17 protein-coding genes are annotated in these 20,213 nt (G+C 74.8%); all 17 read right to left on the bottom strand.

The genetic code is table 11. The features are described from left to right. Window positions 1–26 precede the first annotated feature (26 nt). Window positions 27–1,247 (bottom strand): phosphoglycerate kinase, encoded by a 1,221-nt coding sequence (locus tag CBOVI_RS05450; protein WP_010265081.1) that lies wholly within the window; start codon window positions 1,245–1,247, stop codon window positions 27–29. Between the two features lie 192 nt (window positions 1,248–1,439). Beyond that, entirely contained in the window at window positions 1,440–2,447 is a 1,008-nt protein-coding gene (gap, locus tag CBOVI_RS05445; protein WP_010265085.1) for a type I glyceraldehyde-3-phosphate dehydrogenase, read from the bottom strand. A 221-nt stretch (window positions 2,448–2,668) separates the two neighbouring features. Beyond that, window positions 2,669–3,664: a DNA-binding protein WhiA gene (gene whiA / locus CBOVI_RS05440; RefSeq protein WP_010265090.1), complete on the bottom strand. Its 996-nt coding sequence runs from the start codon at window positions 3,662–3,664 to the stop codon at window positions 2,669–2,671. Between the two features lie 122 nt (window positions 3,665–3,786). Continuing rightward, window positions 3,787–4,854: a gluconeogenesis factor YvcK family protein gene (locus CBOVI_RS05435; RefSeq protein WP_010265093.1), complete on the bottom strand. Its 1,068-nt coding sequence runs from the start codon at window positions 4,852–4,854 to the stop codon at window positions 3,787–3,789. Next, a complete protein-coding gene (gene rapZ, locus CBOVI_RS05430) occupies window positions 4,851–5,801 on the bottom strand; it encodes an RNase adapter RapZ (RefSeq protein WP_010265096.1) in 951 nt (316 codons plus the stop codon). Before rapZ ends, CBOVI_RS05435 begins: the two co-directional genes overlap by 4 nt. A 74-nt stretch (window positions 5,802–5,875) precedes the next feature. Next, window positions 5,876–8,041 carry an excinuclease ABC subunit UvrC gene (gene uvrC, locus CBOVI_RS05425; protein ID WP_010265100.1) on the bottom strand — a complete coding sequence of 722 codons (2,166 nt, stop codon included), beginning with the start codon at window positions 8,039–8,041 and terminating at the stop codon, window positions 5,876–5,878. A gap of 3 nt (window positions 8,042–8,044) precedes the next feature. Then, on the bottom strand, window positions 8,045–8,539 hold the full coding sequence (locus tag CBOVI_RS05420) for a PH domain-containing protein (protein ID WP_050798178.1): 495 nt from the start codon (window positions 8,537–8,539) through the stop codon (window positions 8,045–8,047). A gap of 173 nt (window positions 8,540–8,712) precedes the next feature. After that, window positions 8,713–9,198 carry a 6,7-dimethyl-8-ribityllumazine synthase gene (gene ribH / locus CBOVI_RS05415; protein WP_029157701.1) on the bottom strand — a complete coding sequence of 162 codons (486 nt, stop codon included), beginning with the start codon at window positions 9,196–9,198 and terminating at the stop codon, window positions 8,713–8,715. Window positions 9,199–9,298: 100 nt separating this feature from the next. After that, the gene (locus tag CBOVI_RS05410) at window positions 9,299–10,600 is read right to left on the bottom strand and encodes a bifunctional 3,4-dihydroxy-2-butanone-4-phosphate synthase/GTP cyclohydrolase II (protein ID WP_010265111.1); all 1,302 of its coding nucleotides are present in this window, start codon (window positions 10,598–10,600) and stop codon (window positions 9,299–9,301) included. A 139-nt stretch (window positions 10,601–10,739) separates the two neighbouring features. Next, window positions 10,740–11,372, bottom strand: coding sequence for a riboflavin synthase (locus tag CBOVI_RS05405; protein ID WP_010265115.1), 633 nt, complete (start codon window positions 11,370–11,372; stop codon window positions 10,740–10,742). 64 nt (window positions 11,373–11,436) lie between these two features. Further along, window positions 11,437–12,528 (bottom strand): bifunctional diaminohydroxyphosphoribosylaminopyrimidine deaminase/5-amino-6-(5-phosphoribosylamino)uracil reductase RibD, encoded by a 1,092-nt coding sequence (gene ribD / locus CBOVI_RS05400; protein WP_221623003.1) that lies wholly within the window; start codon window positions 12,526–12,528, stop codon window positions 11,437–11,439. Between the two features lie 137 nt (window positions 12,529–12,665). After that, a complete protein-coding gene (gene rpe, locus CBOVI_RS05395) occupies window positions 12,666–13,487 on the bottom strand; it encodes a ribulose-phosphate 3-epimerase (protein ID WP_125185922.1) in 822 nt (273 codons plus the stop codon). 10 nt (window positions 13,488–13,497) lie between these two features. Further along, window positions 13,498–15,165, bottom strand: a complete 1,668-nt coding sequence (locus CBOVI_RS05390; protein ID WP_125187401.1) for an RsmB/NOP family class I SAM-dependent RNA methyltransferase — start codon at window positions 15,163–15,165, stop codon at window positions 13,498–13,500. A gap of 3 nt (window positions 15,166–15,168) precedes the next feature. Then, window positions 15,169–16,155 carry a methionyl-tRNA formyltransferase gene (gene fmt, locus CBOVI_RS05385; RefSeq protein ID WP_125185924.1) on the bottom strand — a complete coding sequence of 329 codons (987 nt, stop codon included), beginning with the start codon at window positions 16,153–16,155 and terminating at the stop codon, window positions 15,169–15,171. Then, window positions 16,152–16,688: a peptide deformylase gene (def, locus tag CBOVI_RS05380; protein WP_029157790.1), complete on the bottom strand. Its 537-nt coding sequence runs from the start codon at window positions 16,686–16,688 to the stop codon at window positions 16,152–16,154. The genes fmt and def overlap by 4 nt, the downstream gene beginning before the upstream one ends. Before the next feature lie 76 nt (window positions 16,689–16,764). Continuing rightward, window positions 16,765–18,840, bottom strand: a complete 2,076-nt coding sequence (locus CBOVI_RS05375) for a primosomal protein N' (RefSeq protein WP_010267106.1) — start codon at window positions 18,838–18,840, stop codon at window positions 16,765–16,767. A 124-nt stretch (window positions 18,841–18,964) separates the two neighbouring features. Further along, the gene (metK, locus tag CBOVI_RS05370; protein ID WP_010267108.1) at window positions 18,965–20,188 is read right to left on the bottom strand and encodes a methionine adenosyltransferase; all 1,224 of its coding nucleotides are present in this window, start codon (window positions 20,186–20,188) and stop codon (window positions 18,965–18,967) included. Window positions 20,189–20,213: the final 25 nt, after the last annotated feature.

Raw genomic sequence — 20,213 nt, 5'->3', positions numbered from 1 at the left:
CCGCCCGCGGGTGGGGCGGGTGGGGGTCAGTTCTCGAGGACGGTGACGCCCGGCAGCTCCTTGCCCTCGAGGAACTCCAGGGAAGCACCGCCACCGGTCGAGATGTGGCTGAAGCCGTCCTCGGAGATGCCGAGGGACCGGACCGCGGCCGCGGAGTCGCCGCCGCCGACGACGCTGAACGCGCCCGCGGCCGTCGCGTCGACGATGGCCTCGGCCACGCCCCGGGTCCCCTCGGCGAAGGCCGGGAACTCGAACACGCCCATCGGGCCGTTCCAGAAGATCGTCCGGGCGGAGGAGAGCACGTCGCGGAACGCGGCGACGGACTCCGGCCCGACGTCGAGGCCCATCCAGCCGGAGGGGATCGCGTCGACGCCGACGGTGCGGTGGTCCGCGTCCCGGTCGAAGGCCTCGGCGGCGACGACGTCCGTCGGGAGGACGATGACGTCCCCGAACCGGTCGAGGAGGTCGCGGCAGGTGTCGACCATGTCCTCCTGGAGGAGCGAGGCCCCGACGTCGAGCCCGCGGGCGCGGAGGAACGTGTAGCACATGCCGCCGCCGATGATGAGGTGGGTGACCTTCGGCGCGAGGGCCTCGATGACCCCGAGCTTGTCCGAGACCTTCGACCCGCCGAGGACGACGACGTACGGCGTCTCCGGGTCGCCCGAGACCTTCTCGAGGACCTCGAGCTCGGTCTGGACCAGGCCGCCGCTGTAGTGCGGGAGCTTCGTCGCAACGTCGTACACGGAGGCCTGCCGGCGGTGGACCACGCCGAAGCCGTCGGAGACGAACGCCCCGTTGTCCCCGGTGAGGGCGGCGAGCTCGGAGGCGAACGCGTCCCGCTCGGCGTCGTCCTTGGAGGTCTCCCGGGGGTCGAAGCGGACGTTCTCGAGCAGGAGGATGTCCCCGTCGTTGAGGCCGTTGGCACGCTCGTGGGCGTCCTCCCCGGTGACGTCGGAGGCCAGCGGCACCCACTGGTCGAGGCGCTCCGACAGCGCCTCGGCGACCGGGGACAGGGAGAACTCGGGGGCGAACTCACCCTTGGGCCGGCCCAGGTGGGCGGCCACGATGACGCGGGCACCGGCGTCGAGCAGGGCCTTGAGCGTCGGGACCGAGGCGTCGACACGCCCCGGGTCGGTGATCGTGTCCCCGTCGAGGGGGACGTTGAGGTCGGCGCGCACGAGCACGTGGCGGCCCGTGACCCCCTCGGCGATGAGGTCGTCGACGGTCTTGATGGTGGAGGTGGACATGAGTTCTCCTCAGAGGGTGGGATCGGCTCCGGGTGGGGGCGTGGACGGCCCCGGGTGGGGGCGGGTACAGCAAGGACGGGCCGGGCCGTGCCCGGGGAAGGCACCGGTCCGGCCCGTCCGGCGACCGTCAGCGTCCCGACGGCGGAGGCCCGGGTCCCCGGGTCACCGCCGACCGACGCGTCGGGTGAGGTGTCAGAGGCGCTCGGCGACGTAGGCGGTGAGGTCCACGAGGCGGTTGGAGTAGCCCCACTCGTTGTCGTACCAGGAGACGACCTTGACCTGGTTGCCGATGACCTTCGTCAGGCCCGAGTCGAAGATCGAGGAGTGCGGGTCGCCGACGATGTCGGTCGAGACGAGCGGCTCGTCGTCCGAGTACGAGAGGATGCCCTTGAGCTCGCCCTCGGCGGCCTTCTTCAGCGCCGCGTTGACGGACTCGACGCTGACCTCGGACTTCGCGTCGAAGGTGAGGTCGGTCACGGAGCCGGTCGGCACCGGGACGCGGAGGGCGTAGCCGTCGAGGACACCCTTGAGCTGCGGGAGCACGAGGGAGACGGCCTTGGCGGCACCCGTGGACGTCGGGACGATGTTCAGCGCGGCGGCGCGGGCACGGCGGAGGTCCTTGTGCGGGGCGTCGTGCAGGCGCTGGTCACCGGTGTAGGCGTGGACCGTCGTCATGAGGCCGCGCTCGATGCCGAAGGCCTCGTCGAGCACCTTCGCCAGCGGGGCGAGGCAGTTCGTCGTGCAGGACGCGTTCGAGATGATGGTGTGCTTCTCGGGGTCGTAGTCCTTCTCGTTGACACCCATGACGAAGGTGCCGTCCTCGTTCTTCGCCGGGGCCGAGATGATGACCTTCTTCGCGCCGGCGTCGATGTGCGCCTTCGCGTCCTCGGCGTTGGTGAAGAAGCCCGTGGACTCGACGACGATGTCGACGCCGAGCTCGGCCCACTTCAGGTTCTTCGGGTCCCGCTCCGACGTCACGACGATGCGCTGGCCGTCGACCGTGATCGACTCGTCGTCGTAGGTCACCTCGGCGTCGAGCCGACCCATGATCGAGTCATACTTCAGGAGGTTGGCGAGTGTCTTGTTGTCGGTGAGGTCGTTGAACGCGACGACCTCGAGATCAGCGCCGTTCTTGCGGAGCGCCCGGAAGAAGTTGCGGCCAATGCGGCCGAAGCCGTTGATACCAACACGAACCGTCACGATGATGTCTCCTATTCGGTTTCACGGTGTACGCCCGGTCCGGGTCCGCCGCGGGGTGCCGCGGGGACCGGTCGGACCGGTGCGGTGACACCGTCAAGGCTACCTTCGGATGGCGACGGGTGCACTGAGGGGCACCCCTCCCCGGGGCGGCCGGAGACCCCTGCGGGGGCGGCCACCGGGGTGGTCGTCGGGGGAGCCTCCCCGACCCCCCGCGCGGGGGGTCACTCCCCCGGGTCGACCTCGGAGAAGAGCTCCTCCGTCACGGCCGCGTGGGTGTCCGGCACCCCCAGCTCAGCGGCCCTCCGGTCGGCCATGGACAGCAGCCGCCGGATGCGGCCCGCGACCGCGTCCTTCGTCATCGGCGGCTGGGCGAGCTGGCCCAGTTCCTCGAGCGACGCCTGGCGGTGCCCCACCCGCAGCGCCCCCGCCTGGGCGAGGTGGTCCGGCACGTCCTCCCCGAGCAGTTCGAGGGCCCGTTCGACGCGCGCCGCCGCGGCCACGGCGGCCCGCGCGGACCGGCGCAGGTTCGCGTCGTCGAAGTTCGCGAGCCGGTTGGCCGTCGCGCGCACCTCCCGCCGCATCCGCTGCTCCTCCCACGCCAGCCGCGCCTTCTGCGCCCCCATCCGCGTGAGGAGGTCGCCGATCGCCTCGCCGTCGCGGATGACGACCCGCTGGATCCCCCGGGTCTCCTTCGTCTTCGCGGTGAGGCCGACGCGCCGCGCCGCCCCCACGAGGGCGAGGGCCGACTCGTTGCTCGGCGCCGCGACCTCGAGCGCGGACGCGCGCCCCGGCTCCGTCAGCGACCCCCGGGCGAGGAACGCCCCGCGCCACGCCGCGACGCACTGGTCGACGGTCCCGCCGATGATGAACGGGGGCAGCCCCCGGACCGGGCGGCCGGCCCGGTCGATGAGCCCCGTGCGCCGCGCGAGCTCGGTCCCGCCCTCCGACCACCGCAGGACGTACCGCGCGCTGCGGCGGAGGTTCCCCGCCCCGATGATCTGGAGGTCGCCGCTGATGTCGAACAGCTTCTCCACCGCGGCGCTGAGCCGGCGGGCCGTCTGGCCGCTGTCGACCTCCGCCTCGACGACCACCCGGCCGCTGACGAGGTGCAGGGCGGCGCTGAACCTCAGCAGGCCCGCGACCTCCGCGGTCATGACGTCGGACCCCGTGACCGTCACGCGGGCGAGCTCGTCCTTCACTTCAGGGGTCAGGGCCACTGCTGTCACCTTTCTCGTCGCGACTCCGGGAACTGCGCCCGGGGGCCCGGACCGTCCCGGCCCGGGGCCCGGACGCTCCGTGCACCGGCCTCCGAGCATAAGCCACTCCGGTGCGGGCCGGGTCACCGCCCGGCGGGCTCCCCGCCCGACGCGGTGTCCGCCGCCCCGTCCGGCAGCTCCGCGGGCAGCGCGTCGACCGGGCCGGCGAACTCCCGGAGCACCCGCGCCAGCTTCTCCGGGGAGTGCCGGTCCGACCAGCGACCCCGGTCGTCGTCCGCCCGGACGTCGCGGTAGATGACCCGCGCGCCGAGCTGCCCCGCGGCCCGTTCGAGCGCCCGGCGCTCGCGGGCGTCGGACACCGTCGACCGGTCGACGACCGTCACGTCCATCCGCAGCGACGGACAGTGCTGCCGCAGCATGTGGATGTGGCGTTCCATCGAGAACCCGCTCGTCTCCCCCGGTTCCGACACCAGGTTGAGGATCAGCACCTTGACCGCGTCGGTCCGGTCGAGCGCGGCGTCGATCCCCGGGACGAGGAGGTGCGGGATCACCGACGAGAACCACGACCCCGGGCCGAGGGTGACGACGTCGGCGTCGAGCACGGCCTCGACCGCCGGCTCCGTGGCCGGCGCGTCCCCGGGGATGAGCCGGACCCGCCGGACCTGCCCCGGGGTCGAGGCGACCGCCACCTGCCCGCGGACCGCCGTGACCTCGCGCGGGTCCTCCCCCAGCCCCGACACCTCGGCCTCGAGGTCGAGCGGCACCGGCGACATCGGCAGGACCCGCCCGCGGATGCCGAGCAGCACCGCGAGCTCGTCCAACGCCGCGACGTGGTCGCCCATGACCTCGGACAGGCCCGTGAGGACGAGGTTGCCGACGGCGTGCCCCGCCAGCGCCCCGTGGCCGGCGAACCGGTGCTGGAGCGTCCGCTCCCACAGCCGGCCCCGCGGGGTGTCCTCCGTCAACGCGGCGAGGGCCATGCGGAGGTCCCCCGGCGGCAACGAACCGAGTTCGCGGCGCATCCGTCCGGACGACCCGCCGTCGTCCGCGACCGTGACGACCGCCGTGACGGAGGCGGCCGCGCGGCGCGCGGCGCGCAGCGTCGAGAACAGTCCGTGACCGCCCCCGAGCGCGGCGACACGGTCGAGGGTCGGGGCGTCCCGGTCACCCGGGTCGGTCGTGGGGGTCACTGGTTCCTCTCCAGGTCGCGGTGGACGACGCGCACGTCGAGGTTGTCCTTCCGGAACAGCTCCGCGAGCTCCTCGACGACCGCGACGCTGCGGTGGTGGCCGCCCGTGCACCCGACGGCCAGGGCGATGAAGTTCTTGCCCTCCCGGCGGTACCCCGGGAGCATCGTGTGCACCATGTCGTGGACCGAGCCGATGAACTCGCGGGCCCCCGGCCGGGACAGCACGAAGGTGCTCACCGGCTCGTCGACGCCCCGGTACGGGCGAAGGTCCGGGTTCCAGTACGGGTTCGGCAGGAACCGGACGTCGAGGAGCATGTCCACGTCACGGGGCGCGCCGTGCTTGAAGCCGAAGGACTCGATGGTCAGGTGCTGCCGCGCCCCGCTGCGCGTCCGGAAGTAGTCCTCGATGCTGCGCCGCAGGTCGTGGATGCTCTTGCCGGACGTGTCGATGACGACGTCGGCGCGGGCCCGGATCCCGGCGAGCATCGCCCGCTCCCGGTCGATGCCGGTCTGGAGTGTCTCCCCGTCCTGCAGCGGGTGCGTGCGCCGGACCGTGTCGAACCGCCGGATGAGCGTGGCGTCGTCGGCCTCCATGAACAGCACCACCGGGCTGCGACCCGTGTCGTGCAGCGAGGTGAGCACGTCCTCGAGCGAGCCGGCGAAGTCCCGGGACCGCACGTCCGTGACGATGGCCAGCCGTTCGACGGGCGAGTCCGTCTCGAAGCTGAGTTCGACCATGCGCATGATGAGCTCGGGCGGGAGATTGTCGGCGACGTACCACCCCATCTCCTCGAGGGCCGTCGCCGCGGCCTTGCGGCCCGCGCCGGACATCCCGGTGATGAGCACCAGCGACGTCTCCGGCGGGGTCGGGGATCCACCGTCGGCGGCCGGTCCCCGCGCGGGGGTCCGGTCCGCAGTCTCGGGGACCGGGGTCTCGGGTTTCTCCATGGGGCCCATCCTAACCGCGCCGCCGCGGCCGCGGCGGGGTGTGACAGAACTCGCACCCGGGGTCCCGGTGCCGGTCACGCCTCCGGGGCGGCGCCGTCCCCCTCCGCGAGGGCGGCGGCGACCGCCTCGGCGAGGCGCGGGCCGAAGCCGGGGAGTTCCGCGATCCGCTCCGGCCCGGCCTCCCGGACCTTGGCGACGCTGCCGAACGCGCGGACCAGCTGCTGCCGTCGCTTCGGTCCGAGGCCGGGGACGTCGTCGAGCACCGACCGCCGCATCCGGGCGCTGCGCTGCTGGCGGTGGAAGGTGATGGCGAACCGGTGCGCCTCGTCGCGGAGGTTCTGGACCAGGTACAACGCCTGCGAGTTCCGCGGGAGGATCACCGGGTGGTCGTCCCCGGGCACCCACAGCTCCTCCAGCCGCTTCGCCACGCCGCACAGGGTGACGTCCGTGACACCGAGCTCGTCGAGCACCGCGGCGGCGGCGTCGACCTGCGGCTTCCCGCCGTCGACGATGAAGAGCTGGGGCGGGTAGGCGAACCGGGTGCGCGGCGTCTCCGCGGGAGCGACCTGCTCCTCCCCCTCGAGCAGGTCGCCGCCGTCGTCGCCGGCGGGGACGGCCAGCCGGTCCTCCCGGTGGCGGCGGAACCGTCGCCGCACGACCTCGGCGATGGAGGCGACGTCGTCCGAGTGCCCGTCGCCGGCGGCCTCCCGGATCTTGTACCGGCGGTAGTCCGACGTGCGCGGCAGCCCGTCCTCGAAGACGACGAGGCTGGCCACGACGTCCGTGCCCTGGATGTGGGAGATGTCCGTGCACTCGATGCGCAGCGGGCTCGTGTCCATCCACAGCGCCTCCTGGAGCTCCTGCAGCGCCGCCGACCGCGCGGTGAGGTCGCCGGTGCGGCGGAGCTTGTGCTGGTGGAGGGCCTGGGAGGCGTTCGTCGTCGCCGTGTCCATGAGGGAACGCTTGTCCCCGCGACGGGGGACACGGACCGTGACCCGGCTGCCACGGAGCCCCGTCAGCCACGTCGGGACGTCGGACCCCTCCGGCAGCGGCACTGGGACCAGCACCTCCCGGGGCACGGGCGAGACGGTCATCGCGGTCTCCGCCGAGCCGGGGCCCACGCCACCGGGGATGTGGGAGGACCCGGGCGAGATCGCCGCGGCGAGGGCGGAGTCCGGGGACGGCTCCCCCGCCGCGTCGGCGCGCGAGGCCCCGCCGACGGCCGACTCCGTCGCGGACGTGAGCGCCGCCTGGTCGCCGTAGAACTGGGTGAGGAAGTCCTCGAGCAGGGCCGGCCACGCCGGGTCGGTCGCGGTGTCCCCCTCCTCCCCGGCGGCGGCACCGTCGGCGTCGGGCACGTCCGGTTTCTCGACGACCCATCCCCGCTGACCGCGGATCCGGCCCCCGCGGACGTGGAAGACCTGGACCGCCGCCTCGAGGTCGTCGCTGGCCAGCGCGACGACGTCGGCGTCCGTGTCGTCGGAGAACACGACGGCCTGCTTCTCCATCGCCTTCTCCATGGCGCCGAGCTGGTCGCGCAGCGTCGCCGCGCGTTCGAAGTCGAGGTTCTCCGCGGCCTGCTGCATCTCGCCGCGGACGTCCCGCAGGACGGCGTCCGTCGTCCCCCCGGCGAGGAAGGAGCAGAACCCGTCGACGAGCTCCCGGTGGGCCGCGGCGTCGATCCTCCCGACGCACGGGGCGCTGCACCGGTCGATGTAGCCGAGCAGACACGGACGGCCGAGCTGCTCGTGGCGGCGGAAGACCCCCTTCGTGCACGTCCGGACGGGGAAGACCCGGGTGAGGGACTCGAGGGTCTCCCGGATCGCCCACGCCTTGGGGTACGGGCCGAAGTACCGCACGCCACGCTTCCGGGGCCCCCGGTAGAGGAAGGCCCGGGGGAACTCCTCCTTCACGGACACCGCGAGCATCGGGTACGTCTTGTCGTCCCGGTACATGACGTTGAAGCGGGGACTGAAGCGCTTGATCCACGTGTACTCGAGGTTGAGCGCCTCGAACTCGCTGCCGACGACCGTCCACTGGACGTGGTCGGCGCTGAGCACCATCGTGCGGGTCCGGGGGTGGAGGTTCCGGACGTCCTGGAAGTAGTTCGCCAGCCGGGCGCGGAGGTTCTTCGCCTTGCCGACGTAGATGACGCGGTCGTCGGCGTCACGGAAGGTGTAGACCCCGGGCTGGGTGGGGACCGTGCCGGGGGCCGGGCGGTAGTCGAGGGGATCCGCCATGGGTCACTCGTCGGGCATGTACCGGTCCTCGAGCCGGCGGAAGGCCTCGACGTCCCGGAAGATCGTGCGCTTGTCCGCGACCTGGAACGCCATCATCGGGACGAACTCGAAGTCCGGGAGCTCCAGGCGCGCCCACCGCGCACCCTTGGGGAAGGACATGCCGTGCACGAGGTCCCACGGGTAGAACTGCGCGCTGACGAGGTTGCGCACCTCCACGCCCGACGCGTTGACCCGGACGCGGGGCCGCAGCAGGAGCAGGCACACCCCGGACAGCAGCAGGCCGATGCCGACGAAGGACCACTGGTCGACGACGGTCACCGTGGCCCCGGTGTCCCCCACCCCGCTGACGAGCCCCATCACGACGTGGACGACCATGATGACGACGACGGCGCTCCACGCCCAGATCCGGAGCGAACGCGAGGTCACCGTCACGAGCCACCCGTCGCCGGAGGCTGTGCCGTCCGTTCCCGCGCGGGGCGCGACGGCGTCGTCGGGCATGGGGGTGGTCTCGGTGCTGCTCACGGAGACGAGCCTACCCCCCGACCCGGCGGCCGGGACAAACCGCCCGGCGGGCGCCGACCGCCCGCCGCCGGACCGGGGCGTGACCGCAGCGTGGCGGCAGCGTGGCGGCGTCGTGACCGGGCCGGGGCCGGTCCCGACCGGGGTGGGGGTCAGCGCCCCGAGCCCCGGATCTCCCGCAGGACGAGGGCCGAGTGGAGGGCGGCGACGGCGGCGTCGTGCCCCTTGTCCTCGGCGGCCCCGGGCAGGCCGGCGCGGTCCCGGGCCTGGGCGACGTCGTCGACCGTGAGGACACCGTTGCCGACGGGACGGCCCGCGTCGAGCCCGCAGCGCGTGAGCCCGTAGGTCACCGAGTTGCAGACGTGGTCGAAGTGGACGGTCGCGCCGCGGATGACGCAGCCCGTCGCGACGACGGCGTCGGAGACCTCGAGGAGGGCCGCGACGATGACGGGCAGCTCCAGGGCCCCGGCGACCCGGTACTCGGTGACGCGGGCGCCCGCCTCGCGGAGGGTCTCGACCGCGCGGGTGTGGAGTTGGTCGGTGATCTCCGCGTTCCACGTCGACGACACGACGGCGACGGTGAGGCCCTCAGCGGCCCCCGGGCGGACGGTGATCTCGCTGACTCCGGTTCCTGACATGCTGTTCTCCTTCGGTTCCCGGACCGGGTCCGGGCGGGTGGTCGGGTTCGTGGTCGGGTGCGTGGGTCGGGCGGGTGGTCGGGTGCGTGGGTCGGGCCGGTCAGCGGGTCCGGCCGGCGCCGGCGTCGCCGTCGGTGTCGGCGTCACCGAGGGAGTCGAGCTGGTGCCCCATGCGGTCCCGCTTCGTCCGCAGGTACCGGATGTTCTCCGCGTTCGCCGGCGGCTCCACCGGCACGCGGCGGTTGACACCGAGCCCGTGCGACTCCAGGTCGAACTTCTTCGCCGGGTTGTTGGACAGCAGGGCGACGGAGCGCACCCCGAGGTCCCGCAGGATCTGCGCGGCGACGCTGTACTCGCGCGCGTCCGCGGGCAGCCCCTGGGCGGTGTTCGCGTCGACCGTGTCCATCCCCTGGTCCTGGAGCGCGTAGGCGCGGAGCTTCGGGACGAGGCCGATCCCCCGGCCCTCCTGGCCCCGGAGGTACACGAGGATCCCGCGCCCCTCCTCCGCGATGGTGTTCAGCGCCGTGTCCAGCTGCTCCCCGCAGTCGCAGCGTCGGGACCCCAGGACGTCCCCGGTGAGGCACTCGGAGTGGACCCGGACGAGCACGTCCTCCCCGCCGTCGGACGTGACGTCCCCGGCGACGAGGGCGACGTGCTCGACACCGTCGATGACGCCGGTGTAACCGACGGCCCGGAAGTCACCGTGGACGGTCGGCAGCCTCGTCTCGACGGACCGCTCGACGACCGGGGTGTGGACGCGCCGCCACTCCGCGAGCTGCTCGATGGAGATGAGGCTGAGGCCGTGCGCGTCGGCGAACCGGCGGAGTTCGGGCAGCCGGGCCATCTCCGTCGGGTCGTCCTCCGAGACGATCTCGCAGAGCACCCCGGCGGGCCGCAGCCCGGCGGCCCGGGCGAGGTCGACGGACGCCTCCGTGTGCCCGCCGCGGGCGAGCACCCCGCCCTCCCGGGCGCGCAGCGGGACGACGTGCCCCGGCCGGTGGAACGTCGAGCGGTCGGAGTCCGGGGAGGCCAGGCACCGGATGGTGTGCGCCCGGTCGTGGGCGGAGATGCCGGTCGTGATGCCCGCGGCCGCGTCGACGGTGACCGCGTAGGCGGTCCCGCGGACGTCCTCGTTGCGGGCGACCATGGGCGGCAGCCCGAGCCGGTCGCACTCGGCGCCGGGGAGCGCGGTGCAGATGTACCCGGACGAGTGGCGGACCATGAACGCGACGAGGTCGGGCGTGGAGAGCTCGGCGGCGAAGATCAGGTCGCCCTCGTTCTCCCGGTCCTCGTCGTCGACGACGACGACCGCCTTTCCCGCGGCGATGTCGGCGATGGCGGTCTCGACGTCGTCGAGCAGCCGGTCGCGGCCGGAGGTGTCATGGGTACGGTCTGGTGTCACCGGGTGAGGCTCCTTGTCTGGTGTGCTGTCTGGTGTGCGTGCTCGTGTGCCGGCTCCTGTGCCGGTCGGCGGACCGGCCCGGGTGCTGTCCGGCGTGCCCGGACGTGGCGTCCGGCCCGGGTGGCCCGGGTGCGGGTTCTCAGGGCGCGCCCGTCGCGGGCCCGGCCTCGAGGAGTCGCTCGACGTACTTCGACAGCACGTCGCACTCGACGTTCACCCGGTCGCCGGGCTGCAGCCCGCCGAGGCTCGTGAGCTCCAGCGTCGTCGGGATGAGCGAGACCTCGAACCACCCGCCGTCGCCGTCGCCCGCGCGGCCGCCGAGCTCGGAGACCGTCAGCGACGTGCCGTCGAGGGTGACCGACCCCTTCTTCGCGAGGTGCCGGGTGAGCGTCGGGTCGTCGAGCCGGAGCCGGACGACCTCCCACTCCTCGCCCGGGGTGCGCGAGACGACGGTCGCGGTGCCGTCGACGTGGCCCTGGACGATGTGCCCGCCGAGCCGGCCGTCGGCTCGCACCGCCCGCTCGAGGTTCACGACCCGGCCGACCGTGACGTCCCCGAGCGTCGTGTAGTCGAGGGTGACCTTCATGCAGTCCGCCCAGAAGCCCTCGTCGTCGTGGTCGGTCACGGTGAGGCACACCCCCGACACGGCGATCGAGTCGCCGTGCGCGACGTCTGAGAGCACGGTCGAACAGGCGATCCTCACGCGGGCGGCGTCGCCCTGCCGTTCGACGGCGGCGACCCTGCCCTTCTCCTCGACGATCCCGGTGAACATCGTTGCGCCTCCTCGGATGTGGCGTGCTGCTGGTGGACGTGGGGCTGCCGGCCGCCGGGACCGGTCACCGGGGGAATCCCTGGGAGTGTCCGTGTGTCGACGGACTGAATTCTACAAACGGGCCCGCGACGTCGTCCGTGCAGCCCACCGTCGAGGTGAGGCGCAGGTCACCCCCGTGGGTGGTGAGAGAGCGAGGTCGCAGGCGGAGGATGTCCCCGATCGTCGTCGCGGTCCCCGGCGGGGGTGCGACGGTCCGCAGCCCGGCGCCGAGGAGGGCGGGGGCGATCCACGCGTCGACCTCGTCGACGAGACCGGCGGCGAGCACGGCGGCGGTGAGCCGGGGCCCGCCCTCGACGAGGACGTCGACGACGCCGCGCCCGTGCAGGTCCGCGAGCACCGCCGGGAGGTCCCGGGTCCCGGCCACGACGACCGGGGACTCCCCCTCGCCGCGGGTGGCGAGGGCCGCCCCGGGGGGGATGTCCCGGGTGCCGACGACGACCCGCAGCGGCTGGCGGTCGTGGAGCGTGCCGTCGGGCAGCCGGGCGGTGAGGCGCGGGTCGTCGGCGAGGACCGTCCCCGTCCCGACGACGACGGCGTCGCGGCGCGCCCGGTCCCGGTGCACCTCCCCGCGGGCCGCCGGCCCGGTGATCCACTGCGAGGTGCCGTCCGTCGCCGCCGCGAGCCCGTCGAGCGTGCCGGCCGTCTTCACGGTGACGTGGGGGCGGCCGAGGCGCACGGCGGTGAGCCAGCGTTCGACGGCGGCGACGGGCAGCCAGGTCGGGTCGGCGTGGGCGGCGAGCGGACCGGTGACGGCCACCCCGTGCCGGCGCAGCGTCGCCGCCCCGCCCGCGGCCGCTCCCGAGGGGTCGGCGTGCAGGTAGACGACCCCGCGCACCCCCGCGCGGAGCAGGGCCTGCGAGCACGGTCCGGTCCGGCCCGTGTGGTCGCACGGTTCGAGGGTGACGACGGCGGTTCCCCCGGCGGCCCGGGGACCGGCCGCGGCGAGGGCCGTGACCTCGGCGTGGGGGCCGCCGGGGGCGGCCGTGCTCCCCCGCCCCACGACCTCCCCCGCCCGGTCGAGGACGACCGCGCCGACGGCGGGGTTGGGGCTGGCGGTGCCCCGCGCGTCCTCGCCGACCGCGACCGCCTCCTCCACCGCCCGGCCGAGCCGGAGCGCGGTGCCGGGGTCCGCGTGGAGCGGGTCGCCGTCGCCTGCGGCGACGGCCCGGCGGACCGCGTCGGCGTAGGCCGAGGCGGCGCGGGTCGGTGGGCCGCCGGTCGGTGAACCGGGGGTCACCCGGCGTCCGTCCCGGTCTCCCCCCGGTGCCCCGCGTCCGGGACGTCACGGTCTCCCCCGGCGGCCGGCGCCGGCCCGGGGCGGTCGGCCCACACGGCGCGCCCGGCCTCGCGCAGGGCGGTGACCTGCGCGGCGGGGTCGTCGGCACCGAAGACACTGGACCCGGCGACGAGGACGTCCACGCCGGCGGCGACGGCCTCCCCGGCGGTCGCGGGGCCGATCCCGCCGTCGATCTCGACGAGCGTGCCCGTGCCGTCGGCGTCGATGCGGCGGCGCAGCGCGCGGACCTTGTCCAGCACCTCCGGCATGAACGATTGCCCGCCGAAACCGGGCTCCACGCTCATGACGAGGACCATGTCGAACTCCGCGAGCCGGTCGAGGAGCGGCTCGACCGGCGTGCCCGGCTTCACGCTGACACTCGCGCGCGTCCCCGCCGCGCGGAGGGTCCGGGCCAGGTCGACGGCCGCCGCGACGTCGGCGACGGCCTCGAGGTGGAAGGTCACGCTGTCGAAGGCGGCGTAGTCCGGCGCCCACCGGGCCGGGTCCTCGATCATGAGGTGCACGTCGAGGAACCGGTCCGTCGACCGGCGCACCGCCTCGGCGACGGGGAGCCCGAAGCTGAGGTTCGGTACGAAGTGGGCGTCCATGACGTCGATGTGGAGCCACTCCGCGTCACCGACCCGGTCGATGTCCCGGGCGAGGTGGGCGAAGTCGGCCGAGAGGATCGAGGGGGCGACGACGGGCGCGCCCGTCGGGCGGGGCACCGGCGTGGACGCGGGCCGGGACGATGACGCTGAGGGATCTCCGGTCGGGCACATGGCCGTCATCCTACCGGGCGTCCGCGACGTCGCAGCCCCCGCTCCCCGGTCGCAGCACGGCGATGAACATCGCGTCCGTCCCGTGCCGGTGGGGCCACAACTGCACCCACGGGGCGTCGTCGAGATCCGTGACCTCCGGCAGGATCCGCCGGGCGTCGAGCACCGTCGCCCCCTCCCGCTCCGCGACCTCGCGGACGACGTCGACGGTCTCCCCCGGGTGCGGGGAACACGTCGAGTACACGGTCACGCCGCCGGGGGCCGTCGCCCGCAGCCCCGCGCGGAGGAGGTCCCGCTGGAGCCGGACGAGGTCGGGCACGTCCGACGGTGACTTCCGCCACCGCGCCTCGGGCCGGCGGCGCAGCGCGCCGAGACCCGTGCACGGGGCGTCGACGAGCACCCGGTCGTGGCCGCCGGCGTCCACCGCGGCGGCGAGCCCCGGGATCCGGCCCGGGTGCCGGCCGTCGCCGACGTGGACGGTGACCGGCAGTCCGCGGGTGGCCTTCTCCACGAGCTCCGCGCGGTGCGGGACGACCTCCACGGCGTCGAGGACCGCCCCCTCGGTCTGGGCCCACGCCCCGAGGAAGGCGGACTTCCCGCCCGGTCCGGCGCAGAGGTCGAGCCACCGGCCGGTGTCCTCCCGGTCGAGCGGTGCCCGCACCGTCGCCAGGGCGATGAGCTGACTGCCCTCGTCCTGGACCCCGGCCAGGCCCTCCCGGAGCGCGTCGAGGTCCCCCGGGTCACCCTCGTCGAGGTACACGGCGTACGGGGACCACCGGCCGACCTCGCCGCCGGTGACGAGCGCAAGCTCCTCGGCGGTGATCTGCCCCGGCCGGGCCGCGAGGTGCACGACGGGACGGGTGTCGTCGGCCTCGAGCGCCCGCCGGAGCTCGTCCGACCCCGCCGCCGACTCCGGGGCGAGGCCGAGCGCGCGGGCGAAGACCTCGGCGATCCACACCGGGTGGGACGTCCGCAGGGCGAGCGCGGCGAGGTCCGACCCGCCCGCGACGGTCGCCACCCACTCCTCCGGGTCCCGGCGGGTGAGCGTGCGCAGGACCCCGTTGACGAACCCGGTGGCCCGGTCGAGTCCCAGGGACCGCGCGAGGGTCACCGAGGTGTCGACGGCGGCGTACCCGCTGACCCGCGTGCGGAGGATCTGGTAGGCGCCGAGGCGCAGCACGTCGAGGACGGGCGCGTCGATGCCGCTCACGGGCCGGCCGGCGGCCTCGGCGATGACGGCGTCGAGCAGTCCGAGGGCGCGCAGCGTGCCGTAGGTGAGCTCGGTGGCGAAGGCCGCGTCCCGGCCGTCGAGCCCGCGGCGGCGCAGCGCCCCCGGGAGCACGAGGTTGGCGTACGCGTCCTCCGCGCTGACCTGCCGCAGCACGTCGAGGGCCACCTCGCGGACGGGGTCGGCCGCCGGGACGTCGCGCGCGCGGTCGTCCCCGGTGCGTCGACCGCGGGGCGCCCGGCCCCGGTCCCGGTTGTCCCGGTCGTCCCGGCCGCTCCCCCGCCGCCCGGACGCCGGGGCCGGGCGACGGCCGCCGGAGCGTCCCGCCGCGCCCGACCCCGTGCCCGCACGGTCGGGGCCGTGCGCAGCGTTTCTCCCGTGCGCACCGTTGGCACCGGCCCCTGCCGCGTCACCGTTCCCGCCGGAGCGGGACCTCGACCGGAATCCACCCATGTGTCAGTCCTCCGTCTCGAATCGTGCCGGCGACCCGGAGGTCCCCGACAGGGCCCGCGCGCCGCGCGCCCACGCCGCCGCGTCGGTCATCCGCTTGCCCGGGGCCTGGATCGTCAGCACCTCGAGCACCCCCTCGCCGGTGCCGACGAGGACCCGGCCGTCGACGACCCGGACCTCGCCGGGGGCCGGCGCCGGGGCGTCCGCGGTACCGCCGGCCGCGTCCGGGTCGGCGACCGCGACGCCGCCGATCTTGTGACGCTGCCCGTCGAGCATCGTCCACGCCCCCGGGGCGGGGGTGTGCGCCCGGACCGTGCGCTGGATGACCTCCGCCGGCCGGGACCAGTCGATCCGGGCGTCGGCGGTGCGGATCTTCCCCGCGTGCGTCACCCCCTCGTCCGGTTGCGGTCGGGGGACGACGGTGCCCTCCGCGAGGCCGGTGAGCGTCTCCACCATGAGGTCCCGCCCCGCGTAGGTCAGGCGGGTGAGCAGGTCGTCCGCCGTGTCCTCCCGGGTGACGGGCGCGGTGACCGTGCCGAGGACCGGGCCGGTGTCCAGTCCTTCCTCGATGCGGAACGTCGTCGCCCCCGTGACCTCGTCCCCGGCGGCGATCGCCGCCTGCACCGGGGCCGCCCCCCGCCACCGGGGCAGGAGGGAGAAGTGGAGGTTGATCCAGCCGTGCGGCACGACGTCGAGCAGGTCGGCGGGGATGAGGGTGCCGTAGGCGACGACCGCGACGGCCTCGGCACCGTCCGCGGCGAGTGCCCGGAGCACCTCCCGGGGGGCGTCGTCCCGCAGCCCCGGGAACTTGTGGACCGGCAGGTCGTACTCCGCGGCGACGGCGGCGACGGCGGACGGGTGGACCGTCCGGCCACGCCCCCGCGGCGCGTCCGGCTGGGTGAGCACGGCGACGACCTCGTGCTCCCCGCCCTCGACGAGACGGCGCAGCACGACGGCGGCGGGCTCCGGGGTTCCGGCGAAGATGATCCTCATCGGGCGAACCACCCGCTCGACCGGATCTCCCCCATCGCCCGCCGCCGGTCCTCCGGCGCCATCCGCGACATGAACATCACCCCGTCCAGGTGGTCGGTCTCGTGCTGCACGCACCGTGCCATGAGGCCGGTGACGACGCGGTCGACGACCGCGCCGTCGACGGTCCGCCCGGTGAGACGCACCGTCGCGAACCGGGGCACGGGCCCCCGCACCCCCGGGACAGACAGGCAGCCCTCGACCCCCGTCACCGTGTCCTCCCCGACCGGCTCCCACACCGGGTCGACGACGTGCCCGCGGTCACCCTCGCAGTCGTGCACGAACACCCGGACAGTCATCCCGACCTGGTTCGCGGCGAGGCCCACGCCCCCGGCGTCGTCCATCGTCTCGAGCATGTCGTTCACGAGGGTGCGCAGCGACGCCCGCTCCGTGCCCTCGGCGGGGGTGCCGTCCCCGGACCCCTCGGGCGGGCCGACGGGGTCGGCGGGCGTCCGGAGCACCGGATCCCCAAACAGTCTCACGGGTAGCACGGTCATCCTCGCGGTCTCTCCCTCGTTCTCGCGTTCTCGCTGTCGCCGGCGGCGGGTACGTCCGGTCGTCCGACGGTTCACCCTATCCGATCCGCACCGGGTCGATGACCACCCGCAGCGGGCCGGTCCGCCGGTGCGTGCTCCGCTGGGCCTGGGCCGTGCGCAGCCGCGCGCCGAGTTCGGCCGCCCCGGCGGTGGGTGTCCGGACGATCATGCGGCGGGCGAGGTCCTCCTCCCCCGGGGCGAGGCCGGCCGGCGGGCGCACGCCCGGCGGGAGGGTCACGGGGCCGAGCACCTCGGTCCCCTCCGGCGGCTGCCAGTACTCCTCGAGCTGGGCGAGCGTCTCCGCCGTCCCGTCGACCGCGGCCATGACCACGGCCGGGGGGAACCCGGCCTCCTCCCGGAGCCGCAGTTCCCGGGCCGCCGCGCCCTCGGGGTCCCACCGGATGAGCTGCTGGACCGTGGGGTCGGTCGCGTCGCCGGCCACCACCACCCGGCCGCCGTCGGAGCGGGGGACGACCAGCGACGCCACGCGGGACCACTGCCGCAGCGCCGTCTCCCGCGCCCGGAGGTCCGCCCGGCCCGTCGTGAGCCACGGGTCGAGGATGACGGCGGCGCCGTACCCCGGGCAGAGGGGTTCGACGCCGGGCGTGGCGACGACGAGCCTCCCCCCGTCGCCGACGCGCTCCCGCGGCCGCGCGCCGCTCGACGCGAGGATCTCGACCCCCGGGAACGCCCGGCCGAGCTCCTCGACCGTGCGGTCCTGCCCGACGACCGTCATCCGCAACCCGTGACCGCCGCACGTCGTGCACGTGAACCGCGGTTCGGCCCGCCCGCACCACCGGCACCGCGGGGTGACCGGCTCGTCCGGCCGGGTCGCCGGGAGTTCCAGGGGACCGTTGCACCGGCGGCACCGGGCCGGGGTGCGGCACGTCGCGCACGCCACCGACGGCGCGTACCCCCGGCGGGGCACCGAGACGAGCCCGGGGCGGCCGGCGTCGAGCGCGGCGCGCAACGCGGCGAAGGCGACGGAGGGCACCCGCGAGTGGGCGGCGTGCGGGTCCCGCTCCCGGGCGGTCGCGGAGTCCTCGACGCCCTGCGTCCACGGCAGTTCCGCCGTGACGGTCTCCCGGGGGGCGCGGAGCGTGGCGAGCTCGCCGTCCTCGACGAGGCGCTGCACCTCCGCCGACCGGGTGAGGTCGCCGACGACGAGGGCGGTCCCCTCCTGCGCGGACCGGAGCCGGAGCACCTCGCGGGCGTGGATGTACGGTGCCCGGGGGTCGACGAGCGCGTCCTCGGCCTCCCCCGTGAGCACGATGAGCCGCAGGTCGACGACCGGGGCGAGGGCCGCGGACCGCGTCCCGACGACGACCCGGCCCTGCCCGGCGAGCACGGCGAGGTGACTCCGGTACCGGGCCGCCGGGCCCTCCCCCGCGGTCATCGTCGTGATCTGCGCGGCGGAGAGGAACGTCCGCAGGGCGTCCCGCACCCGGGTGACGTCGCGGACGGTCGGGACGACGACGAGCACCCCGCCCCCCGACCACGCGACGGCGGCGGTGAGCTCGGCGACGCGCAGCGCCCAGTCCTCGCGGGGTGACGGCAGCCACGCGGCGCGGGCGGCCCGGCCGGCGAGGGCGGCGTCGACGAACGCCCCGCCGTGGACGTACCGGCCCCACCCCTCCCGCGCGGCCGACACCGCCGTGTCCGTGAGCTCGTCCACCGGCACGAGTGACCCGTAGAGGTCCTCCCACCCCGCGCCGCCCCCGTAGAGGCCGGCCTTCTCCGCCGCCGCGTGCCGGGGCGGGACCGCCGCCCGGATGATGTCCGAGCGCACGCCCGCGTACCGCTCGGCGAGCGTGTCGACGAGGACGCGGAGGCGTTCCGGGACGACGACCGCCGGGCTGAGGACCCGCCGGAGCGGGGCGAGGTCCCCGACGTGGCTGGTGGTGCGCCGCCGGTCGAGGACGATGCCGTCGACGAGCCGGCCGGCGAAACGGATCCGGACCCGCACCCCGGGGCGGGCGTCGCCGTCCATCTCCGGCGGGACCGCGTAGTCGAACCCCCGGTCGAGGTGCGGCACCCCGATGAGGGGCAGGACGTGCGCCACGGGGCGGCCGCTCGGCACCGCGACCGGGGCGGGTGCGGGCTCCGGACTCATGGCGCGGATTCTACCCTGCGGTCGTCCCCGGCGACCCCGGGCGTCCACAGCCCCCCGCCCGGCCACGCCGCGGGGACGACCGCCGGCCGGGCCCCGTGGCGTCCCCCGCCCGGGGAGCCGTCCGTCAGACGCTGAGCCCCGCGGCGGCGCGCAGGTCGTCCACGCGGTCGGTCCGCTCCCACGGCAGGTCGATGTCCGTCCGGCCGAAGTGGCCGTACGCCGCGGTCTGCGCGTAGATCGGGCGGAGCAGGTCGAGGTCGCGGAGGATCGCCGTCGGGCGGAGGTCGAAGACCTTGAGCACGGCCTCCTGGATCTCGCCGTCGGACAGGGTGCCGGTCCCGAAGGTCTCGACGTACACCCCCACGGGCCGCGCCCGGCCGATCGCGTACGCCACCTGGACCTCCGCCTTGTCCGCCAGCCCGGCGGCGACGATGTTCTTCGCCACCCACCGCATGGCGTACGCGGCGGACCGGTCCACCTTCGACGGGTCCTTGCCGGAGAACGCCCCGCCGCCGTGACGGGCCATGCCGCCGTACGTGTCGACGATGATCTTCCTCCCGGTCAGCCCGGCGTCACCGGCGGGGCCGCCGAGGATGAACGACCCGGACGGGTTGACGAGGAGCGTCATGTCCGGGGTGACGAGGTGCGTCAGGCCCGCCTCGGCGATGCAGTGGTCGAGGACGTGCTGGCGCAGCGTCGCCGCGAGGGAGGCCTGCTGGTCCGGCCCGCGCCAGCGCTCGTCGTGCTGGGTGGAGATGACGACGGTGTCGATGGCGACCGGCTTGTCGTTGTCGTCGTAGGCCAGCGTGACCTGCGTCTTGCCGTCCGGCCGCAGCCCGGGGACGATGCCCTCCTTGCGGACCTCGGTGAGTCGCCGGGCGAGCCGGTGGGCCAGCGAGATCGGCAGGGGCATGTACTCGGGGGTCTCGTTCGTGGCGTAGCCGAACATCAGGCCCTGGTCGCCGGCGCCGAGGCGGTCGTCGTCGTCGACCTCCCCCTCGACCCCGCGCGTCTCCTGCGAGTTGTCGACGCCCTCACCGATCTCCGGCGACTGGGCGCCGATCGAGACGGACACGCCGCACGTCGTGCCGTCGAAGCCCATGTCCGAGGAGGTGAAACCGATGCGGGTGAGGGTGCCGCGGACGATCTGGGGGATCTCGACGTACCCCTTCGTCCTCACCTCGCCGACGACGTGGACGAGGCCGGTGGTGACGACGGTCTCGACGGCGACGCGGCTCTGCGGGTCCTCGGCGAGCATGGCGTCGAGGATGGAGTCTGAGATCGCGTCGCAGATCTTGTCCGGGTGACCTTCGGTGACGGACTCACTGGTGAAAAGGCGGAGGGGCACGGTGATTCACTCTCTGTACGCTGGT

Origin of the sequence: Corynebacterium bovis DSM 20582 = CIP 54.80, assembly GCF_030408615.1 — a bacterium.
GTDB classification, from domain to species: Bacteria; Actinomycetota; Actinomycetes; order Mycobacteriales; family Mycobacteriaceae; genus Corynebacterium; species Corynebacterium bovis.
Note: the sequence above shows the minus strand (reverse complement) of the source record. Positions and strands in the feature narration are given on the sequence as shown.

Coding starts and splice junctions, on each gene's coding strand:
- CBOVI_RS05450 (WP_010265081.1), bottom strand. CDS start 1,247: ATGTCCACCTCCACCATCAAGACCGTCGACGACCTCATCGCCGAGGGG.
- rapZ (WP_010265096.1), bottom strand. CDS start 5,801: ATGGAGAAACCCGAGACCCCGGTCCCCGAGACTGCGGACCGGACCCCC.
- uvrC (WP_010265100.1), bottom strand. CDS start 8,041: ATGGCGGATCCCCTCGACTACCGCCCGGCCCCCGGCACGGTCCCCACC.
- CBOVI_RS05420 (WP_050798178.1), bottom strand. CDS start 8,539: ATGCCCGACGACGCCGTCGCGCCCCGCGCGGGAACGGACGGCACAGCC.
- ribH (WP_029157701.1), bottom strand. CDS start 9,198: ATGTCAGGAACCGGAGTCAGCGAGATCACCGTCCGCCCGGGGGCCGCT.
- CBOVI_RS05405 (WP_010265115.1), bottom strand. CDS start 11,372: ATGTTCACCGGGATCGTCGAGGAGAAGGGCAGGGTCGCCGCCGTCGAA.
- rpe (WP_125185922.1), bottom strand. CDS start 13,487: ATGTGCCCGACCGGAGATCCCTCAGCGTCATCGTCCCGGCCCGCGTCC.
- CBOVI_RS05390 (WP_125187401.1), bottom strand. CDS start 15,165: ATGGGTGGATTCCGGTCGAGGTCCCGCTCCGGCGGGAACGGTGACGCG.
- fmt (WP_125185924.1), bottom strand. CDS start 16,155: ATGAGGATCATCTTCGCCGGAACCCCGGAGCCCGCCGCCGTCGTGCTG.
- def (WP_029157790.1), bottom strand. CDS start 16,688: ATGACCGTGCTACCCGTGAGACTGTTTGGGGATCCGGTGCTCCGGACG.
- CBOVI_RS05375 (WP_010267106.1), bottom strand. CDS start 18,840: ATGAGTCCGGAGCCCGCACCCGCCCCGGTCGCGGTGCCGAGCGGCCGC.